Source organism: Streptomyces sp. NBC_00454, assembly GCF_041434015.1.
In the GTDB taxonomy this organism is placed as follows: Bacteria; Actinomycetota; Actinomycetes; order Streptomycetales; family Streptomycetaceae; genus Streptomyces.
The window spans coordinates 6,707,323-6,731,917 of record NZ_CP107907.1 but is presented as its reverse complement, the minus strand read 5'-3'; the positions used below and the strand labels follow the sequence as shown (position 1 = coordinate 6,731,917).

General features: G+C 71.1%; 20 protein-coding genes, 1 tRNA gene, 2 pseudogenes and 1 riboswitch. Of the genes and pseudogenes, 12 read left to right on the top strand and 11 right to left on the bottom strand.

The annotated features are described in order from the left end of the window. The first annotated feature begins 121 nt into the window (after positions 1-121). From OHU74_RS30710 to OHU74_RS30685, 6 genes and pseudogenes are all read left to right on the top strand, one after another. The gene (locus tag OHU74_RS30710; RefSeq protein WP_371618879.1) at positions 122-1,387 is read left to right on the top strand and encodes a hypothetical protein; all 1,266 of its coding nucleotides are present in this window, start codon (positions 122-124) and stop codon (positions 1,385-1,387) included. A gap of 395 nt (positions 1,388-1,782) precedes the next feature. After that, positions 1,783-2,619, top strand: a pseudogene (locus tag OHU74_RS30705) (RHS repeat-associated core domain-containing protein); the annotation flags it as partial. 8 nt (positions 2,620-2,627) lie between these two features. Beyond that, positions 2,628-3,011: a hypothetical protein gene (locus tag OHU74_RS30700; RefSeq protein ID WP_371618878.1), complete on the top strand. Its 384-nt coding sequence runs from the start codon at positions 2,628-2,630 to the stop codon at positions 3,009-3,011. Positions 3,012-3,236: 225 nt separating this feature from the next. Next, a complete protein-coding gene (locus tag OHU74_RS30695; protein WP_371618877.1) occupies positions 3,237-3,389 on the top strand; it encodes a hypothetical protein in 153 nt (50 codons plus the stop codon). A gap of 523 nt (positions 3,390-3,912) precedes the next feature. Continuing rightward, positions 3,913-4,137, top strand: a complete 225-nt coding sequence (locus OHU74_RS30690) for a hypothetical protein (protein ID WP_371618876.1) — start codon at positions 3,913-3,915, stop codon at positions 4,135-4,137. Between the two features lie 283 nt (positions 4,138-4,420). Then, the gene (locus tag OHU74_RS30685) at positions 4,421-4,645 is read left to right on the top strand and encodes a hypothetical protein (RefSeq protein WP_371618875.1); all 225 of its coding nucleotides are present in this window, start codon (positions 4,421-4,423) and stop codon (positions 4,643-4,645) included. Positions 4,646-4,702: 57 nt separating this feature from the next. On the opposite strand, the gene OHU74_RS30680 is transcribed toward OHU74_RS30685, so the two are convergent. Further along, on the bottom strand, positions 4,703-8,773 hold the full coding sequence (locus tag OHU74_RS30680) for a CHAT domain-containing protein (protein WP_371618874.1): 4,071 nt from the start codon (positions 8,771-8,773) through the stop codon (positions 4,703-4,705). A gap of 329 nt (positions 8,774-9,102) precedes the next feature. On the opposite strand from OHU74_RS30680, the gene OHU74_RS30675 reads away from it, so the two are divergent. The 3 genes from OHU74_RS30675 (at position 9,103) to xerC (ending at position 12,984) form a co-directional block, all read left to right on the top strand. After that, the gene (locus tag OHU74_RS30675) at positions 9,103-9,474 is read left to right on the top strand and encodes a hypothetical protein (RefSeq protein WP_371618873.1); all 372 of its coding nucleotides are present in this window, start codon (positions 9,103-9,105) and stop codon (positions 9,472-9,474) included. Next, positions 9,471-10,364: a hypothetical protein gene (locus OHU74_RS30670; RefSeq protein WP_371618872.1), complete on the top strand. Its 894-nt coding sequence runs from the start codon at positions 9,471-9,473 to the stop codon at positions 10,362-10,364. The genes OHU74_RS30675 and OHU74_RS30670 overlap by 4 nt, the downstream gene beginning before the upstream one ends. 1,219 nt (positions 10,365-11,583) lie before the next feature. Continuing rightward, positions 11,584-12,984 (top strand): tyrosine recombinase XerC, encoded by a 1,401-nt coding sequence (gene xerC / locus OHU74_RS30665; RefSeq protein ID WP_371618871.1) that lies wholly within the window; start codon positions 11,584-11,586, stop codon positions 12,982-12,984. A gap of 31 nt (positions 12,985-13,015) precedes the next feature. On the opposite strand, the gene OHU74_RS30660 is transcribed toward xerC, so the two are convergent. Beyond that, positions 13,016-13,089 (bottom strand) — tRNA-Pro (locus OHU74_RS30660). 152 nt (positions 13,090-13,241) lie between these two features. Between OHU74_RS30660 and OHU74_RS30655 the strand changes: the two genes are divergently transcribed. Together OHU74_RS30655 and OHU74_RS30650 are read left to right on the top strand one after the other, a co-directional pair. After that, positions 13,242-13,943 carry a transketolase gene (locus OHU74_RS30655; RefSeq protein ID WP_371618870.1) on the top strand — a complete coding sequence of 234 codons (702 nt, stop codon included), beginning with the start codon at positions 13,242-13,244 and terminating at the stop codon, positions 13,941-13,943. Between the two features lie 11 nt (positions 13,944-13,954). Continuing rightward, positions 13,955-14,855: pseudogene (locus OHU74_RS30650) on the top strand (transketolase family protein). Positions 14,856-14,922: 67 nt separating this feature from the next. On the opposite strand, the gene OHU74_RS30645 reads toward OHU74_RS30650, so the two are convergent. The 9 genes from OHU74_RS30645 to OHU74_RS30605 form a co-directional block, all read right to left on the bottom strand. After that, on the bottom strand, positions 14,923-15,324 hold the full coding sequence (locus tag OHU74_RS30645; protein WP_371618869.1) for an MmcQ/YjbR family DNA-binding protein: 402 nt from the start codon (positions 15,322-15,324) through the stop codon (positions 14,923-14,925). A gap of 132 nt (positions 15,325-15,456) precedes the next feature. Further along, positions 15,457-16,035, bottom strand: coding sequence for a GAF domain-containing protein (locus tag OHU74_RS30640; protein ID WP_371618868.1), 579 nt, complete (start codon positions 16,033-16,035; stop codon positions 15,457-15,459). Between the two features lie 20 nt (positions 16,036-16,055). Further along, positions 16,056-16,658: an ATP/GTP-binding protein gene (locus OHU74_RS30635; protein WP_371618867.1), complete on the bottom strand. Its 603-nt coding sequence runs from the start codon at positions 16,656-16,658 to the stop codon at positions 16,056-16,058. Continuing rightward, positions 16,636-16,974, bottom strand: a complete 339-nt coding sequence (locus OHU74_RS30630) for a DUF742 domain-containing protein (RefSeq protein WP_371618866.1) — start codon at positions 16,972-16,974, stop codon at positions 16,636-16,638. The genes OHU74_RS30635 and OHU74_RS30630 overlap by 23 nt, the downstream gene beginning before the upstream one ends. 95 nt (positions 16,975-17,069) lie before the next feature. Continuing rightward, entirely contained in the window at positions 17,070-17,498 is a 429-nt protein-coding gene (locus OHU74_RS30625; protein WP_371618865.1) for a roadblock/LC7 domain-containing protein, read from the bottom strand. Between the two features lie 65 nt (positions 17,499-17,563). Then, positions 17,564-19,444 carry an ATP-binding protein gene (locus OHU74_RS30620; protein WP_371618864.1) on the bottom strand — a complete coding sequence of 627 codons (1,881 nt, stop codon included), beginning with the start codon at positions 19,442-19,444 and terminating at the stop codon, positions 17,564-17,566. 380 nt (positions 19,445-19,824) lie between these two features. Beyond that, entirely contained in the window at positions 19,825-21,036 is a 1,212-nt protein-coding gene (locus tag OHU74_RS30615; RefSeq protein ID WP_371618863.1) for an MBL fold metallo-hydrolase, read from the bottom strand. Between the two features lie 144 nt (positions 21,037-21,180). Next, the gene (locus OHU74_RS30610) at positions 21,181-21,966 is read right to left on the bottom strand and encodes an SGNH/GDSL hydrolase family protein (RefSeq protein ID WP_371618862.1); all 786 of its coding nucleotides are present in this window, start codon (positions 21,964-21,966) and stop codon (positions 21,181-21,183) included. A 188-nt stretch (positions 21,967-22,154) separates the two neighbouring features. Further along, entirely contained in the window at positions 22,155-23,171 is a 1,017-nt protein-coding gene (locus tag OHU74_RS30605; protein ID WP_371618861.1) for a peptidoglycan DD-metalloendopeptidase family protein, read from the bottom strand. Between the two features lie 4 nt (positions 23,172-23,175). Further along, positions 23,176-23,384, bottom strand: a riboswitch (cyclic di-AMP (ydaO/yuaA leader). A 314-nt stretch (positions 23,385-23,698) separates the two neighbouring features. On the opposite strand from OHU74_RS30605, the gene OHU74_RS30600 reads away from it, so the two are divergent. After that, the gene (locus OHU74_RS30600) at positions 23,699-24,505 is read left to right on the top strand and encodes a tyrosine-protein phosphatase (protein ID WP_371618860.1); all 807 of its coding nucleotides are present in this window, start codon (positions 23,699-23,701) and stop codon (positions 24,503-24,505) included. Positions 24,506-24,595: the final 90 nt, after the last annotated feature.

The following is a 24,595-nucleotide window of genomic DNA, read 5'->3' as shown; positions in this document are numbered from 1 at the left end:
CACGTGACACCAGGATTCTCGGGGCGTCCGACTATCGGACGCGATGGCTGAAAGTTAAACTACTGTATGCCCGGTGCCCTACGTTTGCGGCGGTTGACGATCCACCGAGAGGAAACCCCTCATGACCGCAGCCGACAGCGCGCCGAAAATGGCCCGCGTCCTCACGGGCTACCGCCCCGAGGACGGCTTCATGGCCGTAGAGCTGGACCCGCCTCCGGCCGAATACGTGTGGCACGACGAGCACCCCGAGCAGCAGGAGCAGCGTTACGGCCCGGGAGCGGGATACCACCAGTGGCTGGCAGTGGACGCGCGGAGCGGCGCCGTCTGGTTCGGCGACATCGACTGGCGCGCCCCGCGCGAAGAGCTCGGCAGTCAGCTCCCCGGCCTCCCCCGCAGGACGCTCGGCGATGGGGCCATCCCGGCCCCAGGAGTCATGGTGCAGCTGCTCGGCCACCTGACCCACGACGAACGGCGGGGCTGCTCATGGCGCTTCTTCACCGCCGAGGAGCTGCACGCCCTCGCGCTGCGCATCCTGCCCGCCGTGCAGCGGCTCGTGGACTCGGTCCACCGGATCGGACCGGAAGGCGAGCTGGAGTGGTCGGCCGAGGCCGCCACCGCCTGGGACGACATCGAGCACGCCGCGACCCACACCTTCGATTCCTCCGGCGGGCTCCTGTGGCCCAGGCCGCGCACGACACCGACCCCTGCCTGGCGCGTCGAGGTCGGCGCGTTCCTCGCCATGAACCCCGACCTGCGCGACCCCTCCTGGGGCCTGGCCACGGACGCGGAACTCGATGCCTACGCCGACTACCGTCCCGAGAGCGGCTATGGCGGTGTACCGGGGCGGATGTGCCGCGCCGCCGACCGGCAGATCGAGGACGGTTTCACTTTCTACGGCCACCGTGCCGCCCTCTACGCCTACCGCGCGCAGGCGTGCGGCGACCGTGTTCCGACAGACGCCCGAGTCTGGCTGGAGACGACAGAGGCGGGTCGGGGCACCTGGGAGGCGGCCAAGCCCCCCGGGGCCACTCTCGCCGACGTCCCCGACTGCGTGCTGACGGCCTTGGCCGAAGGGTTCCAGAACTCCGCGCACGAGGAGGGTCTGGCCCTGACGGGCCTGGACACCCATCTGCGCCGGTTGCGCGCCGAGGAACGCTCCGCCGTCGACCAGCAGCTCGTCCGCGAAGCCGAGGAAGTCGAACGCCTCGAGAACATGCTCAAGGACTTCCGCGCGGCACGGAACCGCACCGTGACACGGATCCTGGCCTGGTTCGATGGGCGCAGCGACGGGGAAATCGCCCGCCTGGCGTCCATGCCCGACGACTACGTCAGCGACTGGCGGGCCCGCCTGACCGACGAACAGACGACGGCCACACCCGCAACCTGAAGCACGTACGGCGAAGACAGGGCACCCGCTCCGCAGCCTCACCGCCCGGGCAGCCCGTCGAGCGCCACGGCCGTCCGTAGACCGAAGCGACGGCCCGAGGCCTTGAGCTGGTGCCGCCGGCCCGCTGCGAGTACCGCTGCGCGGGTTAGGCGGAGCCGGACCTGGCCGCTGTACCGCCGAGACGACCGGAGACGGTCTTCGTCGACGGCCTCGGGACCAAACGCACCTGGCCTGCTGCGCCCCGAGCTCCGGACTCCGGCAGCTGCGATCCGAAGCCGCCATCCTCAGCCGGTGCCTACGACCGGACATCGCGAACCTTCTGCGGGGCAGCGCCGCGGGTGCAGTGGGCGCACGCTCCCCGGCACCCAGCCCGGCGGCTCAAAGCCGGTCATCGAGCGCTAACTTGGGACCACCGCGGGGGCATCCCGCTGGCCCAGACCGAGCGCATCCTCACGGCCGACGACCGCCAGGAGGAGATCAACCGCCGCTTCTTCGCGATCGCCACCGACCTCATCGGCACCCCCACCGAACTGATCGACGAGTCCGGCGACATCGCCTGGCGGTCCCGGGCCACCCTGTGGGGCACCACCGCCTGGGCTCGCGACAGCAGCACCTACACCCCGCGCCGCTTCCCGGGCCAATACTACGACCCCGAGACCGGCCTCCACTACAACTACTTCCGGCACTACGACCCCGAAACCGGCCGCTACACCTCCCCGGACCCGTTGGGCCTGGCTCCCGCGCCGAACCCCGTCGCCTACGTGGCCAACCCGAACACCGCGTGCGACCCGCTGGGCCTCATGCCCAAGTACACGAAGGAGGAGAAGGCCCAGAAACGACTCGACAAGGTCGTGGATGACGTGATCGAGAATGCACAAGATGGGGGGGTCAAGAAGCACGCCAAATATCACGGGGATACGAGCCACGGTTTCAGCGACGACCGGATCACGGAAATCCTGAAGAACCCGGATGCCGTCTACCAGACTACGGGCACCAGCCAAAGGCTCATGTTCCGGCAAGGCGAGGACATCGTCGTGCTCGATGGGCCCGACAGCACCCAAGGCCAGGCCATCACGGCCTACGGCCCGTCGGGGATCAAGGGCGATTCCGGAGCGACAGCCCTCGGCGGGAAACCCACGGACCCCCACCCGCCGATCACTCACGAGGACATTGTGCAGGGCAGGATTCCCTCCAAGGACGGATACATGGCTCCGGCAAAGCAGATCAGATGAGGCAAGAAATGACCAGGAAGCTGACATTCGATGGCGACTGGTGCGCGACAGTAACGAACGATCCTCTGCGCATCACCCCCCGTTTCATCAACGCCTCCGTGGACGTCGTGCCCTACGCGGACGTGAAGGAGCGCGAGCGGTTCCTCGCGGACACTTTCGGCAGCCAGGACTACCTGTGGGAGGCGCCTGACATCATCCGGTTCGACAAGGCCAGCCGAGAGCTGGTCGGGGCGGAATTCCACGTGCCGGAAGAATCCGACACTGCCAAGGAAATCGTCCGCGTTCCCCCATGCCTGCGGTACGCCCGGGCGGGCTCCGCGCCGATGAGGTCAGGGACTTCCGGCACGAGAGGTGCACGGTCCTGCGCCGCGCCCCCGGGGACAGCGTGCTGACCTGCCTTCGCGACCTGGACGTCCTGGAGGAGCCGCTCGAAGCCCGCATCGGCATCGCTCCCGACATGGCGCTCTTCGTCCAGCAGGGCGCCGTCGTCGGGTGGAGCCTCACCGACCCCGCACGCTACCTGACCACCGCGTACACCGACCCCGACCCCGTCCCGCCCTCCCTCCCTCGCAACCCGCCGCCTCCTCACCGAATGCCTGGACCTGATCAGCGAGTCGGTGGTACTCGACCTGCTCGACGGTGAGCCGACCGCCCTGGCCCGCCTCCGGGCCGCCGACGAGGCACTGCACGAGCAGCGCGAGGACCGGCACCGGGCTGAGGCCCTGCTCCAGCTGATCGCCACGTATGTGGAGGATTACGGGAACTGGTGACGGTCGGGTGGGGAAGCTGAGGCGTACCCGTCGCTCCGGGGTTCCGCTTTTTTCGGTGTCAACGAGGCAGATCCATCGCCAGGCGTCGGGTCGCCAGCCTCACCTCCCGCAGCCAGTCGCGTTCGCCGGCGTCTCCCCGCTGGTGCCGCGTTCACCCCTCGGGCCTGCTCGGGCAGGCCGCCAAGAAGGGCCCGCGTGGTCAGGGGCCGGTGATGCCGACCTCGCGGCCGGCCTGGCAGATACCGCTCCACGGTTGCACCCCCTATCCGCAGACGGTGAGTTCACGGGCGGGGCCTTCCGCCCTTGGCACGCAGACAAGGGGAAAGCGCAGATCACAGTGGGCGCATGGGTCGTGGTGGTCGCTTGTGGTCGCACGAGACTGGAGGGGCTAGCCCTTTCCTCCGCCTCCTGGAGGCGATCCCCATGCGTACCACCGGCGACCGCGGCCGCATCTACCGCCGATGTGGTTGCCGCGACACATTGCGTCACCAGCTCGGAGCCCACTGCCCCCACCTGATCACTGATGGTGACCACGGGACGGTGGGCGTTCGCCGTCGACGTCCCGGCACCGCACCACCGCCGGACGACCGTCCGCCGTGGCGGATTCGTCAGCCACGACGCGGCCGAGGCGGCCTTGCGGAGGTTCCTGGAGGGCGAGGCCGGCGGATTCAACGCCGACCCGAACCAGAGCGTCACCGACTACCTGACCGCATGGCTGGCCGCCAAGGCGCTCGTGCTCAAGCCCTAACGAATCGCCCCCCGCCACAGGGCACGACCCGGGCGACTGCGGGCCGCGCCACGATCAAGCCCGGCTCGCCGACGGTACCGGGGAAGACGGAGGGGAGCGTGCACGGGGGTCAGGCCGTCCGAGCGCAGCTTGGGCCTCGGCGCGGCCCAGCAGGCTCCGTCGATGCGGCGGCGCCGCTCGTTCATCCGGGCGCGAGTTTGTCGACGCCGGACTGAGCCTGGACGACGGTCAGCCCGTCGGGGAGCGTACGCCACCCGCGTTGGGGCGGTGTAGTGGTACGAGGTTGAGCACGACTGGCGTCCGGCTTCCGCCGTATACGCCCGATCTGAATCCCGTCGAGGCCGCCTGGTCGCTCGTGCGCAGCGCGATGGCCAACACCGCCTTCGACACACCCGACGACCTCGACCGCAGACTCCGCCGCGAGTTACGCAGAATCCAGCTCCAGCCTCGCCGGATCGACAGCTGCCTCACCGCCACCGGCCTGACTATCAAACCGACCCCACGCTGAAAGCCTCAAGTAGTGATTGAAGGCGCCCTTGACCCTTTAAGGGGGGCTCACATGTCCCTAAAGGCCATAGTGCATGAACGGGGCCCAGAGGTCGGGGCGGCCGGGGTGGCGGTCGCGCAGGGCGCGGGTGGCGACGGCAAGGGCTGCGGCCGCCCGGGTGTGGCCGCCCGCATCGTGGAAGAGCTGGGAGAACTCGGTAGCGATCAGGTCGTGGACTGGCCAGAGTGTGGCCACCACACTGCGGAATCCAGCAAGTTGGAAGGCGGCGGCCAGGTGGGTCAGCTCGTCTGGGGCGTCCGGGGTGGGCATGATCGTGGCGCATGCCGAGAGCTGGGCGAACTCGGCTTTCGGTAGGTCCAGGCGGGACAGGTCGTCGATGGTCAGTAGGCCGTCGGAGAGCCCCAGGCCGCTCAGGTGCGGGTGGGCGTCGTCGCGGAAGTTGTGGCAGGCGAAGTAGGCGCGGCTGGCCTGGGGGAGCGCGGTCAGGACGCTCTCGCGGGTCGCGGCCTCGTTGAGCAGCGCGACGGCTTGCGGAAGGCGCTCGGCCAGCGCCTGGCCCTCGGCCTCCGCGCCGGCCAGTTCGGCTCCGTTTGCGGTACGCCGCACCGCGACGATGAGGTCGTCGCCGGCCTCGGGCGCGGCACCGCGAGTCAAGGCGCGGGTCAGCAGCCGGATCGTCGGCGCGTATGACGACTCGATCAGGTCGAGCGCGGACCGGCCTCGCGGGGCGGTGGCGGCATGTAGCGGAAACGCGCAGAGCAGGCCGGTTGGCACCCACCACACCCGGGTTGCCGAACCGATTGCTTCCAGCACCGGTCCGACCACCGCGGTCCACAACCATGTAAGGATCTCGTTGGTGACACTGGCTGCCGTGGCGGAAAGCAGTTCGTAGGCGTGCGATCGGACGTCCTCATGGTCCAGCCCGTCCAGCGGCAGCGCGCGGACACCCGGCTCCGGTCCGATGATCAGGGCATGGCCGCCGAACCGGCTCACGTTGATCAGCACGATCGGGCCGGGCAGGTTCAGGGCGGTCAGCTCGGCGGCGGCCGGTGGCCGCAGGAAGTTCTCGTGGCCGGGGACGCCGCGGATGTCGTCGAGCAGGTTGGCCCAGGCGGTGCGGTTCTGCCAGGCCTGGGCGGTGCGCACGTAGCCGTCTGTGGGGTGGGCACTCTCGGTTCGGTCCGCGTTGATCGTCTGGCGCAGGCGTTCGAAGCGTTCGGCAAGATCGGGCCGGGCTGCGCGGAGTATCGTCAGGTCGGAGCGCAGATCAAGTTCCAGCGACAGCAGTACCGCGCGGGCCTCCTCGGCCGTCTCCAGCGCGGTGGCTGGGTCGCCTGCCAGGATGTACGCGGTAACCGCCTCGCTGCCTACTTCGGTGATCTGGGTGAGCCGCGCGGCCCGGTCCACCCGGTCGATCTCCTCCAGCGCGGCGACGCGCATCAGGGCGACAGCTTCGCGATAGCAGGTGACGGCAAGGTCGTAGCGCCGGTGGTTCAGGGCGGTCCGGCCGGCGCCGCGTAGCGCAGTCAGGCTGTCCATCGCGTCGGTGATCGTGGTGCGCGCCAGATGACACAGCCGCTCCATCTGCGCACCGGTCAGATCGGAATGCTGTTCATAGACTCGGGTCAGGCGGCTGAGCAGTGGCCCGCGGTAAGGGCCGATTTCTGAAACCAGATCGAGCGCCTCGTCCAGCAGACCGGCGGCTTCGGTCAGTTCGGCGTTGTCCCGAGTCAGCAGGTAGCGTTCGAAACGTATGTCGGACAGGTGTGCAAGGTGTCCGGCCCGGTCGGTGGGATCCTCGTACGAGATGGTCTCGGCCTCGGCGGCACGCAGGGCGAGTTCCAGGTCGACTGCGAGGCCGGCGCGGCGAAAGTCCCGCAAGAACCGGCTGGACTGTTTTTCGGTGGCTGGCATGTGGGATTGAAAGCTGAGCAAGAGCTCTTGCATCGCGGCGTCCAACGCTGCGGCAGTCGCGGCACCCTCGGGCCCGTCCACGATTTCCATGAGCATGGCGGGACGGGTGACGCTGATCCGCCCGGGGTCCGGGGTTGTCGTGCGCCGGGTGAAGCGCAGCCGCAGACTCCGGGCGCGGACCAACCGCTTGTGCTGCCGGGCGGCGTCGAGCGGGGCCAGCGCCGTTGCCTCGGCGGCCAGCTCGGCGGCACTGTCCAGGTCACCGATGCTCTGTTCGTTCACGCCGCGGATCAGGTAGGCGTCGCTCAGCCAGCCGAGCCGTTCGGGCAGTTGCGGATCGTTGGCTCGGGTGGTCTCGATCGCGGTGCTCAGCAGGAGAACTGCGGCGTTCACTGCGGCCCGGTCCCCATCTTGGGAGGCGGTACCGATCAGGATGTTGGCGCACCAGGCCTGCCGCTCCGGCTCGGCTCGCGGTCCGAGGATGCGGTTCAGTGGATCGGGCAGGCCTTCCGGGAGCGCCTCCGGCGCCGGCAGCCAGTGCATCAACGTCTGTGCCAGCTCGTTGTTCCGGCCAGAGTCGACCATCGCGATGTGCCGCAGGACATGGAATTCGCCGAGCACCCCGCGGACCTGGGCCAGACGCGGCGAACCCGGGTCGCGCGCGGCCATCCGCTGGGACAACCACCACAGGTACGCGGCATCGGTCATCGCCTCGGAGGACAGCACGAAGTCGTGGTCGCCCGTTCGGTCGACCGCGCGCAGCCGGCGGTTCAGGTTCTCCTGGGCCAGCGACTCCAGCATGGGCAGCAGGCCCGGCTCGGGGTCCGGCGCGGTCGGGTCCGGCCAGGCCGCGAGCACGGCTGTGCGCCCGACATCGATCGCGGCGAGTAACCGCGCCGGGTCCGGACGCACTTGGTATTCGGCTTCGAGGGCCTCGGCCAGGTTCTCGGACACCGACACCCGCCCGGTCGTCCGGGTTTGTGAGTCCTGGGCACGTTGGAACAGGGAGATTCCTTCGTCCAGGTCGGCGACGTCGCCCAGCTCGCCGAAACGGATCCGCAGCGCCGTCGCGAGCAGCGGCGTGGCGATCGGCCCGGGTGGGTTGTCACGGAGGAGCCTGATCGCTTCCTGGAGGTCCTCGGCCTGCCGGGACCGCTCGTACCGGGCGGTGAGGGCTATGCCGAGTGCCGTTCGGTGGGCCTCCTGCGTGTCGTCGGTCGCGCCCGCGAGGGCGGCCCGCAGGGAAGTCACGTGCTCCGCTGTCCCGGCCTCCAGGCCGTCCGGATTGTCCGAGTACAGCGGAAGCAGCTGCGACAGGCGGGCGACCTGCGCGCCGACCGCCGCCCGTGACGGGCTCTCCGGCGGCAGCGCATCGACCGCTGCCCTGCCGTCGGCCACTGCCTGCCGCAGGTCATCCACGTACTGGAAGGCCAAGAAGCGCTGCCAGTGCGCGGCGCTGAGGTCGTACAGCAGTTCGGCTGGATCGGAGGGCAGCGACCGGATGATTGTCAGGGCCTCGCCGGTCAGCGCCAGGGTCCGATCAATGTCGGACATCACCGAGGTCGTCCCGAATCGGGCTGCGTACAGCTTGGCGACGTTCTGCAACAGTACAGCGCGCAGTAGGTCTGGCTCGATCGCCAGGTCGAGGGCGCGTTCGCCGTAGGTGACAGCGGCATCGAGATCCGCAGTAGCACCGTTCTCGACGTACCGGTCGGTCAGCGCCACGGCCACCCGCATGAGCTCCGGCGCCGCGTCGGCGGTGAGATCCGGCGGCCAATCCGACAGTGCGAAGAGACGGATCCCGATGTCCCTGCGCCGAGTCAGCGTATGACCCGCGATGTCGCGGAGCATCGCGTCGGCATGCGCCCTGATGTCCTCGATCATGGGCGGATTCGTGTCCCGGAAATACTCCTGGATCTCCGGCGGCGGCGCGGTCGACCTGCGCTGCCACAGCACACGGAAGAACTCGAACGCCCACTGCTGCTCGATCTGCCGTTCGTCCGGCGGTCCGCTTTCGAAACGCGCCCAGTGCAGCCAGGCAAGAAGGTAAAGGGCCAGGTCGACGGAGTCGTCGCCGACGTCCGCGACCTGCACCCACCACAGTCGCGCGGCCTCGACCAGGGCTTCGTCGTCCAGCACGTCCTCGGAGTCGCCGTGCTGCCACTTCGAAATCCGTTGTTGGAGCCGATCGCTGGGGTGCGCCGAGACGGTCATTGACGGAATTGTCGCACCGGCACTGGGCGGTTGTCCTCGACACGGGAGGTTGGTGCCCGTCGCCGGAGACTTGGCCGGTGGCCTACGGGCGGGGCAGGACGGACTCGAGACAGGAACCGTACTGCAGGGAGGCGTTCCCATGGCCGGCAGGGAGTGGCCACCGCACTGCCATCAGTGTCTCGTCCGCCGGCACGCCACCGGGATCGCCCTGCTGCCAAGGCTGGATCCGTAGACGTAGCCCGCTCGTTGGGCTGCGCGGCGGTCACCGTAGAAGCTAGTGTGGCATCGCCTTGACGGGGGTAGATTGAGGCGAAGGCGGTGAAATCAACGTGTCGACAGATATCGCTGATGAGGAGCGCGAACGGCTCGCGTTGACCCATCTCTGCGAACGCCTCCCTGATCTCCGCGCGGCGATACCGAGCCGTCCGGTGGAGTACGAGACGCTCCTGACGGCGATCGTGGCCGCGGCCCGAAGCCGCACGCCGATCGCAGACCAGCTGGAGCAACTCATTCGGTTCGACGTCGTCAGGTCGGACCGCCGGTTGCCGCACGAGATGCCGTTCGGTCCCGGTCACGCCCACGAGGAGATCGCTCGCTGCCCGGACAACGCCTGCTCGCGTACCGAGCGCCCGCGACCGGCAGGGGTGTCTCCGCGCTGCCGGGTGACAGGTGAGCGGATGCCGAATCGGTCCACCGGATGACCACCTTCTTCGGTGAACTGGCCAAAAAGCTCGCCGAGCGTTGGGTGTCGCTGCTCGCCGTCCCCGGCCTACTCTTCCTCACCGTGCTGCTGGTCGGAGCCCAGTTGCGCTGGGCGCACGCGGTCGACGCCGACTACGCACTCAAGTCGCTGGACAAGCTCGCGGCCGAAATCAACCCATGGTCCGCGGCCCGGAAGGCGCTCGGCGTGGCCGGTGTGCTGCTCGCCGCCGCCGCGGTCGGGCTCGCGGCCGGCGGTCTGGCAGCGGTCGTTCGCCTCATCTGGCTCGGCCGCTGGCCGGGGCCCCTGGCACGGCGGCGGAGTGCGGCCCGCCGTGCCCGTTGGAACGCCCTGGTGAACGAGCGGTTTCGCCTGGCGGACATGCCCGGCCGAACCGCCGAAATGCAGGCCACGATGGACGAGTTGGCGGCGCGGGCGAACCAGCTCGCCCTGGCCTGTCCGGCCAGTCCCACCTGGATCGGTGACCGGTTCAAGGCTGTCGAGTCGATCAGCTACGAGCGCTACGGCCTGGATCTGACCTTCGCATGGCCGGCGTTCTGGTTGGTTGCGCCGGACCTTGTCCGTTCCGAGATCGAGGCGGCCGGCAGCCAGTTCGCCGACGCTACCGTCCGTGGCGCCTGGGCCACTCTGTACGCCCTGCTCGCGCTGCTCTGGCCGCCCTCCGCAGGGGTGGCCGCGGCCCTTGGCGTCGCCGCGTGGCGCAGGGGCCGTTCCTCGGCCGCGGCACAGACCCGGCTCCTCGAGGTCGCCCTGGATCTGCACGGGCGCGCGCTGGCCATCGCACTCGGGGTGAGCGACGCGGACACGACCGGGCCGCTTACCCCTGAGGAGGGCGCCGCGATCACCGAGATCTGCCGTAAGGGACGCTGATCCCCAAGGCTGCTTCAACTTGTGAGGCGCTGCCCCTGGCCGGAGTTGATGCTGTCCGGCGGACACGGGAGGGCACTCCTCGAAGCCGCAACCAGGGCGTGGCTCTGAGCTCTTTCCCCAGGGCGGGCCGTCTCGGCAGCCGCCACTCCGTCGCCGACGGACGCACCCGCAGACGCCGCCGAATCACCCTCTGAAACCGGGCCAGGGTCCACCGTTCGTCATCGAAACCGTGAGCTGCGGGTCCCTTGCCGAGTTCCTCCTCCAACACGGCGAAACGGGCGTCGGTGACTGGTGGGGCGTTCGCCGGGCCCGCCGAGCGCAGGGCCTCCATGCTGCCCTCGCTCCAGGCACGGCAGCAGCGTTCCACTGACCGCACGCTCACCCGTGAGTCCTTCGCGATCACCGCAGTCTTCTCACCCGCCACGAACCGCTGCCCGGCCTGAAGCCGGATCGACTTACGAAACACCCGACGCGCAGCGGTCAGGCCCCCCTCCGGATACCTCACCCCGCCGGCATACCGCAGGGATCATGAACCGTCCCAGGCCAAGCAGATGGGCGCCGCCCGCTAGCCCGTGATTCTGCCGGATGTCGGCTAAGTGGTCCGGCAGACCCGGAGGAACTGGTGTCCCACATCCGTGCGGGGACATCGACCGAAGGACAGATGTGCGGTCCGGAGCGCTCCCGCCTGCGAAGGCCGACACGCTGCCAGCCTTCGCCGAAGAGTTCGCCCTCCGACGGGGGTCTATCAGGTCGACGGCAGGCACCGTCCCCCCGCCGCCCGCCGCGTAGGCCCCCGCGCTCCGGCGGTCCGCGCCGATGCCGACGCGGGGCCACGGAAGGGAGCTGGGTCTCGGGGTGTCGCAACACGGTCCTCGGTGACGAGCGCGGCGATGACAGCCTCGGCTACGGCTTCGTGATCACGACAGCCGACACCGGCCAGTACTTCGACGAGAGAGGACCAAGATCCGGACCATTCACGGACCAGCCACCGGCCGGCCGCCCACTCATCGTCATTTGGGCTGGTCAGCGGCAGTGCGCCCCTGTGCCACCAGCAGACGAAGAATTGCTCTCTGCAAAGTCGAGTCTTCAAGGGACCGCCCTTGGCGCAAAGACAAGGGGAAAGCACAGGTCACAGGAGACGCATGGGGCGTAGTGGTCGCAGGTGGTCGCACGAGACTGGAGGTGTCGACCTTTCCTCCGCCTCCTGAAGGCGATCCCCATGCGTACCACCGGCGACCGCGGCCGCATCTACCGCAGGTGTGGCTGCCGCGACACATTGCGTCACCAGCTCGGAGCGCACTGCCCCCACCTCTTCACTGACGGCGACCACGGGACGTGGACATTCGCCGTCGACGTCCCGGCACCGCGCCACCGCCGGACGACCGTCCGCCGTGGCGGATTCGGCAGTCACGACGCGGCCCAGGGGGCGCTACGGAGGTTCCTCGAGGGCGAGGCCGGCGGGTTCAACGCCGACCCGAACCAGAGCGTCGCCGACTACCTGACCGTCTGGCTGACCGCCAAGGCGCTCGTGCTCAAGCCGACCACCATGGCGCGTTACCGGGACTACGTCCACAACGACCTCGTCCCCGCCTTCGGGACCCTGAAGCTGGACGAGCTCGGACACCGGCACATCGCCGCGTTCGTCACCGGCGAACTCGCCGCAGGCCGCGGCAAGACCACCCTCTACCGTTGCCTGGCCACCCTCTCCAGCGCGCTCGGCGACGCAGTCCGCCAGCATCGCCTCGCCCACAACCCCGCCAGTCCCCCAGCCCTGCACCGGCCACCATCTCCAGAGCGGCAGATCTGGAGCGCGGCCGAAGCCGTCCGCTTCCTCCAGCACTGCCACCGGGCAGACCCGGAGATGGCCGACCTGTTCGAGTTCCTCATCGGCACCGGCCTGCGCAAAGGCGAAGCCCTGGGACTGCACTGGGACGACGTCCATCTAAAGGAGCGTGTCCTCTACGTGCGTTGCACGCTCTCCGCGATCGACAACAACCGCCTCGTCATCACCAGCCCCAAGACCCGTACCAGCAAGAACTGGGTCGCCATCTCACCCCGCGTCGCCACCGCCCTCGAGCACCGGGCCCAGTCAAGGGCCCGAACCCACCGCGACCCAGGCGACCCGTTCTCCGGACTCGTTTTCTGCAGACCTGACGGCCGGCCACTGCGGCCCCACACCATCCTCGACCGGCTCCGGCAGCTGTCCCAAGAAGCTGGCGTTCCGCGGGTGACCGTTCACGACCTGCGGCACCTGGCCGCCACTATCACCATCACCGCCGGAGTCCCGCTCACGGTGGTCTCGAAGACGCTGCGGCACTCCACCCTCTCGACCACCGCGAACGTCTACAGCCACCTCACCCAGCAGGCCGCCCGCGAAGCCGTCGACACCATCGACCACGCACTCACCGAAGCCGAGAAGGCCGGTCGCCGGACGGACCGGCTCGCGTGGCTGCGACCACCACGCGACCACATCCAGCACCTCCGCGAAGCCCTCAACCGGCTCCGCTCCCCCGCCCCGACCGGCTTCCACCCCACCGCCAACCAACCCCGAAGCGGGCGTGCGACCACACTGCGACCACCAGCATTCCGGGCACGGAAAAGGCCGTCCTCTCATGTGTGAGAGAACGGCCTCCGACCTGCATGAAGCAAAGTCGGGACGACAGGATTTGAACCTGCGACCCCTTGACCCCCAGTCAAGTGCGCTACCAAGCTGCGCCACGTCCCGATACCCGTTGACCTGGGGTTTCCCCTGGTTGAACGCGCAGGAGAACGATACCGCACTTCACGGGGTGGTCGCGCGCACGTTTCTTCGCCGCGTCGGAGAAGGCGAGCGAGGGGGCTTGACCTCAATCATGCTTGAGGTTGGACGATCGGTCCATGACACAGGCAACCGCGGACACCGGGTTCCGCTACGAGGACCTCGCACCGCTCATCACGCTCATGGCCGGCGCCGAGAAACACGGTCCCGCCGCCTCGTCCACCCTCGACGCCCTGTGGGTGCTCTACGACCGGGTGCTGCGGGTGGGGCCCGACCGGGTCGAGGACCTCGGGCGGGACCGGTTCCTGTTGTCCAAGGGGCACGGACCGATGGCCTACTACGCCGTCCTCGCCGCCAAGGGGTTCATCCCCGTCGACTGGCTGAGCGGTTTCGGCACCTACGGCTCCCCCCTCGGGCACCACCCGGACCGCACGCTGATCCCCGGGGTGGAGATCGGCAGCGGCTCGCTCGGGCACGGCCTGCCGCTCGCCGTCGGGAGCGCGCTCGGACTGCGGGCGCAGGGCCTGACCGACCCGGCCGTGTGGGTGCTGATCGGAGACGCCGAGCTGGACGAGGGAAGCAATCACGAGGCCATCGCGTACGCCGGCCCGGCCGGGCTGGAGCGACTGCACACGATCGTGATCGACAACGACTCCGCGACCCACGGCTGGCCCGGTGGCATCGCCTCCCGTTTCGAGGCGGCCGGCTGGTCGGCCGTCACCGTGGACGGCCGGGACCACGCGGCGCTGCACGCCGCCTACACCGCACCGCACCCGGGCCGGCCGCACGCCGTGGTCGCCCGCGTCGAGAAGAAGCAGTAGGAGGGGAAGCCATGGACACCATGCGCGAACGGTTCGTCTCGGTCACATCGCACGCACTCGACGAAGATCCCCGGCTGGCGCTCGTGCTCGCCGAGATCACCATGGACGGCTTCCGCCCCGCCCGGGACCGTCACCCCGACCGGGTGCTCAACGTGGGCATCCGCGAACAGCTGCTGATCGGCGTGGGCGGTGGACTCGCACTCACGGGCCTGCGGCCCGTGAGTGCACACCTTCGCCAGCTTCCTCGTGGAACGCCCCTTCGAGCAGGTCAAACTCGACTTCGGACACCAGGGCACGGGCGGGGTCCTGGTCAGCGCGAACGCCAGCTACGACTGGCCGGCCGGCGGCTTCACCCATATGGCACCGGGCGACGTGGCCCTGCTGGACACCCTGGACGGCTGGACCGTCCACGTCCCGGGCCACCCCGACGAGGCCGAGGCACTGCTGCGCCACGCGTACGCGGCCGGGGACGACAAGGTGTACGTCCGGCTCTCCGCGCAATCGAACGCCACGGCCCGCCCCATGACGGGCACGGGCTTCCAGACCGTACGGGAGGGACGCGCGGGTGTCGTGGTCGCCGTCGGGCCGCTGCTCGACAACGTCCTCGCCGCGACCGAGGGCGCGGACGTGACGGTCCTGTACGCGCCGACCGTACGGCCCTTCGACGACGCGGCGCTGCGCGCTGCCGCCGGGCGTGCCGGGACCGACGTGGTCCTGGTCGAGCCGTACCTGGCCGGGACCTCGACGGCGGCCGCCACCGAGGCACTGGCAGAGGTCCCCCACCGGATTCTCGGCCTGGGCGTCGCCCGCGCCGAGCTGCGCCGCTACGGCACGATGGACGAGCACACGGCTGCCCACGGACTGGATCCGGCCTCACTGCGCGCACGGATCTCCGCCTTCACCCGTCTGTGAGGGGCCCGGGCCCGCCCGCCGGGCCGCGCCGCCGTCCGCTCGCCCACCTGCTCACTCGCCCACCGGCTCACTCGCCTTCCGGGGCGCCTCCCGCCGCGCCCGCGCGCAGTTCCGGGTGGGACGCGGCGAGGCGCTTCGGGGCCGCCTGGAGCCAGGAGTCCGTGAGGATCGAGCGGAGCTCACGGGTGTTCTCCACGGCTGCGAGGCGGACCCGGACCCAGGCGTAGTTGTCGTCGTGGCCCGGCCGTATGAAGAACTTCTCCGGCTCCGCCTCGATCAGTTCGGCCCGGTCCTCCTTGGGACACTTCACCCCGATCGAGGTGTCGTCGTCGGCCAGCGAAACGAAGATCTTCCCGCTCTTCCCGTCCTTGCCCCCGACCCGGAAGGTCGGCATGCCCCAGGCGAGCTTCTCGCTGCTGCCCGGAAGCGACAGTGCGATCGTCCGGACGTCGTGCGCCGTCGTGGCCATCCCCTCGACCCCTCTCCAGTCCTCTCCAGCCCCTGGTGATCCCTCGTCTTCGACGGTAGCCCCCGCCACTGACAACGACCCGGCCCCCGCGCGCCGCCGCCCTCCTCCGCACCCGCGTCATCCGCACCGCCCTCAACCGCACCGGTCGCCCCGGCGTTGCCCCTCCCCCGCCCGGTCGTCCTCCCGCGCCTGCACGAGTTCCACCAGCTCCGCGGCCAGCGCCTTCACCGTCGCCAGCCCCGCCAGCCCCCACCGCCTCGGCACCACGTCCACCGCGCACACCGTCCCCAAGACGATCCCGCGCCTGTCGATCAGCGGCGCGCCCACGTAGGAGCGCACCCCGCTCTCGTCCACGACGGCGTTGCCCGCGAAGCGCGCGAAGTCCCGTACGTCCTCCAGTACGAGGGCACGGCGCCGCACCACCACGTGCGGGCAGTAGCCGCGGTCCCGGGTGAGCACCCGCGCCGGGTAGCCGCTCGCCGGGGCGTCGGCCGCGTGGTGCAGTCCGGCGAAGAACTGCCGTTCCTCGTCGATGAAGTTGATCCCGGCGTAGGGAGCCGCGAGTGCGTTCGCGACCCGCCGGGCGAAGGCGTCCAGTTCGCCGTCCGCCCGCTCCCCCAGGCCCAGTTCGCGCAGCCGGACCACCCGCGCGGGCGCCTCCCGGTCCACCGGCGTGAGCAGCAGGTGCCCGGTCGATTCGTAGTAGGTCATGGTGTCTCCCCCGAATCCCGTTACTCCGAATATTTCGGAACGTTCGAATCGTTCGACAGCAGGTGGTGGACCAGCGCGGCCAGTGCCCCCGTGCCGGAGCCCGGCAGCCGCGCGTCGCACCGTACGACCGGCACGTCCGGCCCGAGCCCCACCGCTTCGCGCACCTCGTCGGCGGCGTAGCGGTGGCCCCCGTCGAACTCGTTCACGGCGACGATGAAGCCGATCCCGCGCCGCTCGAAGAAGTCCACGGCGGGGAAGCAGTCGGCGAGGCGGCGCGTATCGGCGAGCACCACCGCGCCCAGCGCGCCCGCGCACAGCTCCTCCCACAGGAACCAGAAGCGCTGCTGGCCGGGCGTGCCGAAGAGGTACAGGACGTGCCGTTCGTCCAGGGTGATCCGGCCGAAGTCCAGGGCCACGGTCGTGGACCTCTTCGCCTCGACCCCGTCCAGCGGGTCGGCCGCCTCGCTCAGCCCGCTCAGCAGCTCCTCCGTGCTCAGCGGCTCGATCTCGCTGACCGCGCCCACGAAGGTGGTCTTACCCGCCCCGAAACCGCCCGCGACCAGGATCTTCAGGGTCGCGGGAGCCCCCTGGGCGGCCGGTTCAAAGCCTTTTGCGCAGGCCATCGAGCACCGCCCGGAGCAGGGACTGGTCATCGGCGGCGAACGATCCGCCGCTCGGGAAGCGCGGCGCCCGCACCGTCACGGCCCCGTGTTCCATCAGGTCGGACAGGAGCACCTTGACCACCACCGCGGGCAGTCGCAGGTGCCCCGCAACCTCGGCGACGGTGACGGCGGCCGCGCCGGCGCACAGCCGGAGCGCGAGCGCGTGTTCGGCTCCGAGCGGTGCGCGCGGGCGTACGCCGGTCGCCGTCACCAGTGAGAGCAGGTCGAGGGCGATGGCCGCCCGCGTCCGCCCGCCGCTCGCCGTGTAGGGGCGCATCACGCGCCCCGCCGAATCGTCCAGCCACGGACTGTCACGCGGCGCCCCCGATGCCGTAGTCCCCTTCGTCCCGGCCCCCCTCGTCCCGGCCCTCATCACTCCGCGTCGGCGGCGAGCCGCCTCGGCGGCGCCGCCAGGTACGGGCGCACGCTCTTGACGAGCATGGCCATCTCGTAGCCGAGCACGCCGGCGTCGGCCTCCCGGTCCGCCAGTACGGCCAGGCAGGTGCCGGACCCCGCCGCCGATACGAAGACGAGGGCGGAGTCGAGCTCCACCACCACCTGCCGGACCTCGGCGCCGTCCGCGAACCGGGATCCGGCGCTGCGGCCCAGCGAGTACAGCCCGGAGGCGAGCGCCGCCAGGTGATCGGCGCTGTCCGCGTCGAGCCCGTGCACACAGGTGACGAGCCCGTCCGCGGTCAGCAGCACCGCGCTGCGCGTGTACGGCACCCGTTGGACCAGGCCGCTGAGCAGCCAGTCGAGGTCCGAGAGCCGACTGGTCGTGGTCGCCACTTCGCCGCCCATGGGGGTGCGCTCCTTAACTGCCGGGTGAGTCGGGTGGGTTGAGCGGGTCGGATGAGGGGCCGGGGTCACGTCTGGTTCTCCGACTGGGCGAGACCGAAGCCCCGTTGGAAGGCGGCCATCAAACCGGGGTCGTGCACGGGCTGTTCCCCACCGGATCCCTCGGCCGGCCGGGGTACGGGGGCCTCGCGCAGCTGGGGCGCGAGGTGGTGCTGGGCCCGCCTCCGGGGCAGCGGCGGCCGCTCCCCACCGACCCGGGCGGCCGGCACGGACGGCATCGCGAGAGTCGGCGCGAGAGCCTGCGCGGGGGCCGGTGCGGGGGCCGCGGCGGCGCTCGGCGCCGGGGCGGCCGAGGCCGCCGGAAGCACGGTCAAGGCCCGCTCGGCGAGGGTCAGGGTCTCGGTGGCCGCTTCCGCGGGCGCGCCGCCCGCCCGAGGCACCGTACGGGGCTTCGTGCCCGGCACGTCAACGGCCCATCCGGGCACGGCCGGTGGCGGGAGAGGCCGGGACGCTGCGACGGGCCCGGAAGGCGGAACGGGCCCGGACCCGGAGACGGGCCCGGACGCGGAGACGGGTTGGGACGCGGAGACGGGCTGGGGCGCCGAGGCGGGTTGCGGCCCGGAGACCGGGGACGGCTCCGGCCTGGGCAGGCCCATCCGCACCGGCTCCAGCGGCGGCGGCGCGCCCGCCCCCTCGCCGGATCCCCACGAGGTGGCCCGCGAGCCGCCCAGCGCGTCGGCGGCGCTCGGGACCTCCGCCCCCAGCAGCTCCTGGGGCAGGACCAGGACGGCCAGCACCCCGCCGTAGATGTTGGACTTGAGCTCCACGGCGATCCCGTGCCGCCGCGCCAGCGCCGAGACCACGAACAGGCCGATCCGGCCGTCCGCCAGCAGGTGCCGGACGCTGATCTGGTCGGGGTCGCCGAGCAGGGCGTTCATCCGATGGGCTTCCTCGGGCGGCATGCCGAGCCCCCGGTCCTCCACCTCGACCGCGATGCCGGCGGTGACCCGCTCCGCGCGCACCACGACATCGGTGTCGGGGGCGGAGAACACGGTGGCGTTCTCGACGAGTTCGGCGAGCAGGTGCACGACGTCGGCGACGGCGTGGCCGCGTACGGTGCCGCCCGCCGGGGGCACCACCTTGACCCGGGTGTACTGCTCGACCTCCGCGACCGAGGAGCGCAGTACCTCGCTCAGGTCGATGGGCCGGGTCCACTGGCGGCGCGAGGCGGCGCCGCCGAGCACGGCGAGGTTTTCGGCGTGCCGCCGGATCCGGGTGGCCAGGTGGTCGACGTGGAAGAGCTCCTTGAGCAGGTCCGGGTCCTCGACCGTGTCCTCCAGGTCGTCCAGCAGCGAGATCTCGCGGTGGACGAGGGACTGGAGGCGGCGCGCGAGGTTGACGAAGACCTCGACCTTGCGGTCGCTGTCGGACGGGGCGACCGGGCCGCCGAGGCGGACCAGGGTCGCGTGGGCCTGTTCGCGGGCTCCGCGCAGCTCCTGGGAGAGCAGCCAGAACTCGTCCACGCCCGCCGTGTCGCCGCCCAGCCCCGAGCCGCCGGACCCGCCCCGCACCGGCCGGGCGGGCACTTCCCCGCGCTCGAGCCGCTCGGCGGCCGTACGCAGCTCCTGGCGCCCGCGGACGCTGGAGCGGCGCAGGGCCTCGCAGCGGTCGCGGACGGAGTTGGCCGCGCGCTGCGCCCCGAGCAGAGCGGCGGCGAGCGCGCCGACCACGAGCAGGGCGCAGCCGGTGAGCACCGGCCAGAGCCTGGCATCGCGGGCACCCGCGCCCCCGCCGAGCTGGAGCGTGAAGATCACCGCGGCTGCGCCGCTGAGCCCGGCGGCGAGCGTGGGCAGTACGGCGGAGCGGACCAGCTGGGGGCGTATCTGCCGGCCGGGACCGGTGACGGCGTGTCTCGACGGGGCGTGGCGGGCGGCGCGGAGTCCGGACATCTGCGTCCTCGGTCAGTGGGGCCCGGCCCCGGGCGTCCCGGGATCCGGTGTTGATCACCGGATACCCACGCTAGACCGCACGATCCCGCCCTGGACGGCCAGTTGGGGAACTTGCCCCAGGTGCTTCCCGCTCCCGATGGAGCGCTCGTACGCAAGCCCGAATGCGCCGTGGGCGCACACGCCCCGGCGCCGGAGGCGCACGCGGCCGCCCCGCCAGGCGCACCCGCACCCCACCCCTCTCCCTCCCCGCGGGATGGCGGCCGGGCGCTGTGCCTGGGCGTGCGGCACGGGCACCAGCGGTAGCTCCCCGAGCAGCACGAACTGAGCGGACCCTCCTGCACCAGGAGGGTCCGCTCGGCGCGATCAGGGAATCCGCGGCCCTACGAGCCCACGGCCTCCGACTCCTCACGGCCCGCCGCCGGGGCGACCGCCTTCGGGGGCTCCGGCACAGCAGCGGGAACGGGCTCGGCCACGGGCGCCGGCCCGGCCGCCACGAACGGCCGCCACCAGGCCCCGGCGGGCGCGTCCGCCGCGCCCGGCTCGAACGGCTGGCCCGGAATCGGCAGGGCGATCGCCGCCCCGGCCCCTTCCGCCGCGGCCACGGTGCCCTCGCCCGGCTCGTCCCACGGGTGCGGGGCCAGGTTGAAGGTGCCCCAGTGGATCGGCAGCATCGTGCCGTGCGGTGCCCCGCCCTGGAGGTCGAGGTGGGCGCGCATGCCCTCCTCCGGGGTCATGTGGATGTCCGGCCAGTACTCCGAGTAGGCCCCGATCTGGATCATCGTGGCGTCGAACGGGCCGTGCGCGGCGCCGATCTCCTTGAAGCCGGGGAAGTACCCCGTGTCTCCGCTGTGGTACACCCGGTGCTCGTCGCCCGCGACGACCCAGGAGGCCCACAGGGTGAACTGCTGGTTGCGCAGGCCGCGCCCGCAGAAGTGGCGGGCCGGGGTGGCCGTCAGCGAGAGCCCGGCGACCTCGGTGGTCTCGTTCCAGTCGAGCTCGCGCACCCGGTCGGCCGGGACGCCCCAGCGCTCCAGATGGGCTCCGACGCCGAGCGGGACCGCGAAGACCGTGTCCGTTCCGGCCAGTTCCTTGATCGTCGGCAGGTCGAGGTGGTCGTAGTGGTCGTGCGAGATCACCACGACGTCGACCTCGCCCAGCGAGGCCAGCGGCACCGGCACCGGGTGCAGCCGCTTGGGCCCGGCGAAGGGGAACGGGGAGCACCGGTCGCCCCAGACCGGGTCGAACAGCACCCGGCGCCCGTCGATCTCGGCGAGCACGCTGGAGTGCCCCATCCAGGTCAGCCGCAAGCCGCTGACCGGCGGCTTCGCCAGCTCGGCGAGGGTCGTCGGGTAGACGGGGATGGGCGCGCCGGGGTTGCGCCGGAGCCGCTGCTCCTTGTGGAAGTAGATCTTGGCGAACTCCGCCATCGAGCCGGAGGGCCTGGTCCGGGCCCCGACGGGATTCTGGAACACGCCGTCGGCGAAGTTCGGCGAGCTCCGGATCCGGTCCAGCCGGGCACCGGAGGGGTCGGCTCCGAAGGCTTCGGGCCGCAGGGCGCGCAGCCGTGGACGCAAGGGACGGGAGCCGGTCAAGGCGCCTCCTGGGAGGGGTGGGGACAAGACGTTCTCATGGCTTACCACCATCCCAACGCACGGCACTGCCGAAGGATTCCATTTCGCGCCCCCGAACGCGCCCCGGCCCCCCGCCCCGCCCCGCCCGGGCACGCGCGCCCGTACCTACAGCGGCAGCAGGTCGGGCCGCTTCGGCTCCACGTGGTCCCCGGAGGACTCCCCGCGCAGCCGCCGCCCGATCCAGGGCACCAGGTACTCGCGCGCCCACTGGATGTTGTCGCGGGTCACGTCCACCGAGCCGCGCGGCCGCATCGGCGGCCACGGCTGGTCCGGGTCGGCCGGGGTGTCCAGCCCGAGCACCTGGGCGGCGCGCAGGGCGACCCGCGTGTGCCCCTCGGGCGAGAGGTGCAGCCGGTCCTCGTCCCAGGCCCGCCGGTCCTGTACGGACTTCAGCGACCAGAGGTCGAGCACGGGGCAGTCGTACCGGTCGGCGATGGAACGCACGTGCGCGCTGTACGTCGCGATCTTGCCCCGCATGTGCTTGAGGACCGGCACGTCCCGCGTGTCGAAACCGGTGGTGATCATGACCTGGCCGACCGATCCGGTGAGGTCGGCGACCGCCGCCTCGAACCGCTGTGCCACGTCGTCCGGGTCGCTGCCGGGCCGGATGATGTCGTTGCCGCCCGCGCAGAAGGTCACCAGGTCGGGGGCGAGCTCCTTGGCGCGGGGGACCTGCTCGTCCACGATCTGGTCGAGGAGCCGGCCCCGGACGGCCAGGTTCGCGTACCTGAAGTCGTGCTCTTCGCGCTGATCGGCCAGGAGTACGGCCAGCCGGTCCGCCCATCCGAGAAACGTTTCCCCGGGTCCCGGGTCCCCGACGCCTTCGGTGAAGCTGTCCCCGATCGCCGCGTACGAGCCGATGGTCTTGAGTGTCGTCGTCGTCGCTGCCACGGGACCACATCCTTCACCCCGGCGCACGACCTACGCGACCGTAGCCAAGGTTTGACGGACCGTGATCTTTGCCACCCGCCGCACGAGGAATAGCCGGAGGAACGGCAAACCGGCGGGAACGCGTGGGGCCGGGACCCCCCTCGGGTCCCGGCCCCACGCGTGTTCCCGGCGGATGCGGCCGGGTCCCGTCAGATGCTGACGCCCTTCGACCGCAGGTAGGCCAGCGGGTCGATGTCCGAGCCGTACGAGGGCCCCGTGCGGATCTCGAAGTGGAGGTGCGGGCCGGTCACGTTGCCGGTGGCGCCGGAGAGACCGAGGCGCTGCCCGGCGGTGACGCTCTGGCCGACCGAGACGGACAGCTGGGAGAGGTGGCCGTACTGGCTGTACTTGCCGTCCGCGTGGCGGATGACCACCTCGTTGCCGTACGCGCCACCCCAGCCGGCCGAGACGACCGTGCCGGCGCCGACGGCCTTGACGGTGGTGCCGGTGCTCGCGATGAAGTCCACACCCGTGTGGTAGCCGCTGGACCACATGGAACCGGCGAGCTTGTACGGGGTGGAGATGCCGCCGCCGACCGGGGCGACGAACCCGGCGGAGGCCGGAGCGGCCTGCTGCTGGGCGGGGGCCGCCTTGGGGGCGGGCGCGGCCGGGGCCTCGACCGCCGACCCGTCGGAGGCACCCTCGTCCGAACCGGCCGCGTCCGAAGAGGACCCGCCCTCGGAGGAGTCGTCGGACGCGGCGTCCGAGGAGTCGTCCGACGAGGTGTCAGCCGAGGCCTGGGAGGCCCCCTCGGCCGGCGCCGGCTCGGCCGCGCCCGCGGCGCCGAGGGTCAGCTTGAGGCCCGGGTGGATCAGCGACGGGTTGGAGCCCACGGCCTCGCGGTTGTCCGCGTAGAGCCGCTCCCAGCCACCGGTGAGGTGCTGCCGCTCGGCGATCTTGGAGAGGTAGTCCCCAGGCACGACCGTGTAGACGGTGGGGGCGGCCTGCGCCGCGGCCGGCGCGGCCTGGAGCGCGGCCGGAACCTGAGCGACCCGCGCCGCCTGGACCGGCGCGGCGGCGGGCGCCGCGGCCGGGGCACCGGCCGCGTGGGCGCCGGCGGCCCCGAGCAGCGGGAGCGCGAGGGCCGCGCCACCGGTGCCCGCAACGGCGAAACCGCGGGATATGGAGCGGGACTTCGGGCGGCGGTGCTTACCCTTTGCGGTCATGGCGAATTCCTCTCCGACGCCTGCGAGGTGAGCTGTCGGGTTCGGACGGGAGATGTCCGGCCATATCAGTGCCGGTGAACGACCCATGTACGACTTCACCCCGAGCTGTCCCGTTGTAAAGATCCGATACGGAAAGATCCGATACGGATCGGGAACAGCGGCTTACCTGGTTCCCCCGCTCCTGCCACGCGCGTGAATAGTCGGGTGCGGTTGCCGGACGGCGGCAGGATTAGGCGGTCCGTCCGGATCGATCGCGAACGTAATCGAGTCCGGCCGCACAGAACAAGTCACGAATTCCCTGAATGATTCTCAGGAATGACGGCGCGCCGGAATTCTGGTCACCCTGCGTCCATTCCGGGCCTTCAACAGCCGCCCCGACAGGGCAATTCGGCATTGACGATCAGGCACTCACGGTCACCGTATGATCTGGCTCACGGGGAGGTGTCCGATCTCGCCTCTCGCTATGGCAAGTTGTTCCCAAGTAGCGTAATTCGGACACTCTCGAAGACCACACGGAGGAGCCCCCTGTGACCCAGCGGATACCCCAGACCTCGCAGTCGGACCCGGAACTGACCGGCGTGCGCAACTTCCGTGACGTGGGCGGGCTTCCGACCACGGACGGGCGGAAGGTCAAGTCGGGACGACTGTTCCGAAGCGGACATCTCGCACATGCCACCGAAACCGGCGCGGAGTTCCTCGGCTCGCTCGGGCTGCACACCGTCTTCGACTTCCGCAACGGCGCCGACCACGCGCTGGAGGGCCCGGACGTCGAGCTGCCCGGCGTGCGCAACGTGAACATCCCGCTGTCGGACCCGGCCGACGGCCGGGAGTTCTGGAAGATGGTCCGCGACGGGGAACTCGCCCAGCTCCACGAGGTCCTGGGGGACGGCAAGGCCGCCGAGCGGATGACCCGCTCCTACCGCGGGATCATCAGGACCCGCACCGCCGAACACAGCCGGGTGCTGCACGCCCTCGCCGAGGACAGCGTCCCGGCCCTCATGCACTGCGCGGCCGGAAAGGACCGGGCCGGCCTGTCGATCGCCGTCACCCTGCTCGCGCTGGGCGTCGAGCGGGAGGCGATCGTCACCGACTACCTGGAGTCGAACGCCCCGCACAACCGCTACCGGGTCCGCCGCAGCAGTGACGCGGCCGAGGCCCGCACCCCCGAGGTGATGGAGCTGCTCGCCCCGCTCTTCGACGCCCGCGCCCAGTACCTGACCGCGGCCTTCGAGACCATCGACGAGGAGTGGGGCGGGGTGGAGCGCTACCTCGCCGAGGGCCTCGGGCTCGCGCCCGAGACCCTCGACAGGCTGCGCGACCGGCTGCTGGACTGACGCCCCGCGAGGCGGGCCGTCGCCCCGTCGGCCGGTCCGGTGATCCGGCGCTCGCACCGCATCACCGGACCGGACAACCTGAACCGGATC

What these genes read in the sequence shown, in the direction of transcription:
- OHU74_RS30670 (WP_371618872.1), top strand. Translation starts at nt 9,471, where the DNA reads ATGACCACCTTCTTCGGTGAACTGGCCAAAAAGCTCGCCGAGCGTTGG.
- OHU74_RS30620 (WP_371618864.1), bottom strand. Translation starts at nt 19,444, where the DNA reads ATGTCCGGACTCCGCGCCGCCCGCCACGCCCCGTCGAGACACGCCGTC.
- xerC (WP_371618871.1), top strand. Translation starts at nt 11,584, where the DNA reads ATGCGTACCACCGGCGACCGCGGCCGCATCTACCGCAGGTGTGGCTGC.
- OHU74_RS30625 (WP_371618865.1), bottom strand. Translation starts at nt 17,498, where the DNA reads ATGGGCGGCGAAGTGGCGACCACGACCAGTCGGCTCTCGGACCTCGAC.
- OHU74_RS30605 (WP_371618861.1), bottom strand. Translation starts at nt 23,171, where the DNA reads ATGACCGCAAAGGGTAAGCACCGCCGCCCGAAGTCCCGCTCCATATCC.
- OHU74_RS30655 (WP_371618870.1), top strand. Translation starts at nt 13,242, where the DNA reads ATGACACAGGCAACCGCGGACACCGGGTTCCGCTACGAGGACCTCGCA.
- OHU74_RS30645 (WP_371618869.1), bottom strand. Translation starts at nt 15,324, where the DNA reads ATGGCCACGACGGCGCACGACGTCCGGACGATCGCACTGTCGCTTCCG.
- OHU74_RS30630 (WP_371618866.1), bottom strand. Translation starts at nt 16,974, where the DNA reads ATGCGCCCCTACACGGCGAGCGGCGGGCGGACGCGGGCGGCCATCGCC.
- OHU74_RS30635 (WP_371618867.1), bottom strand. Translation starts at nt 16,658, where the DNA reads ATGGCCTGCGCAAAAGGCTTTGAACCGGCCGCCCAGGGGGCTCCCGCG.
- OHU74_RS30700 (WP_371618878.1), top strand. Translation starts at nt 2,628, where the DNA reads ATGACCAGGAAGCTGACATTCGATGGCGACTGGTGCGCGACAGTAACG.
- OHU74_RS30710 (WP_371618879.1), top strand. Translation starts at nt 122, where the DNA reads ATGACCGCAGCCGACAGCGCGCCGAAAATGGCCCGCGTCCTCACGGGC.
- OHU74_RS30690 (WP_371618876.1), top strand. Translation starts at nt 3,913, where the DNA reads ATGGTGACCACGGGACGGTGGGCGTTCGCCGTCGACGTCCCGGCACCG.
- OHU74_RS30680 (WP_371618874.1), bottom strand. Translation starts at nt 8,773, where the DNA reads ATGACCGTCTCGGCGCACCCCAGCGATCGGCTCCAACAACGGATTTCG.
- OHU74_RS30640 (WP_371618868.1), bottom strand. Translation starts at nt 16,035, where the DNA reads ATGACCTACTACGAATCGACCGGGCACCTGCTGCTCACGCCGGTGGAC.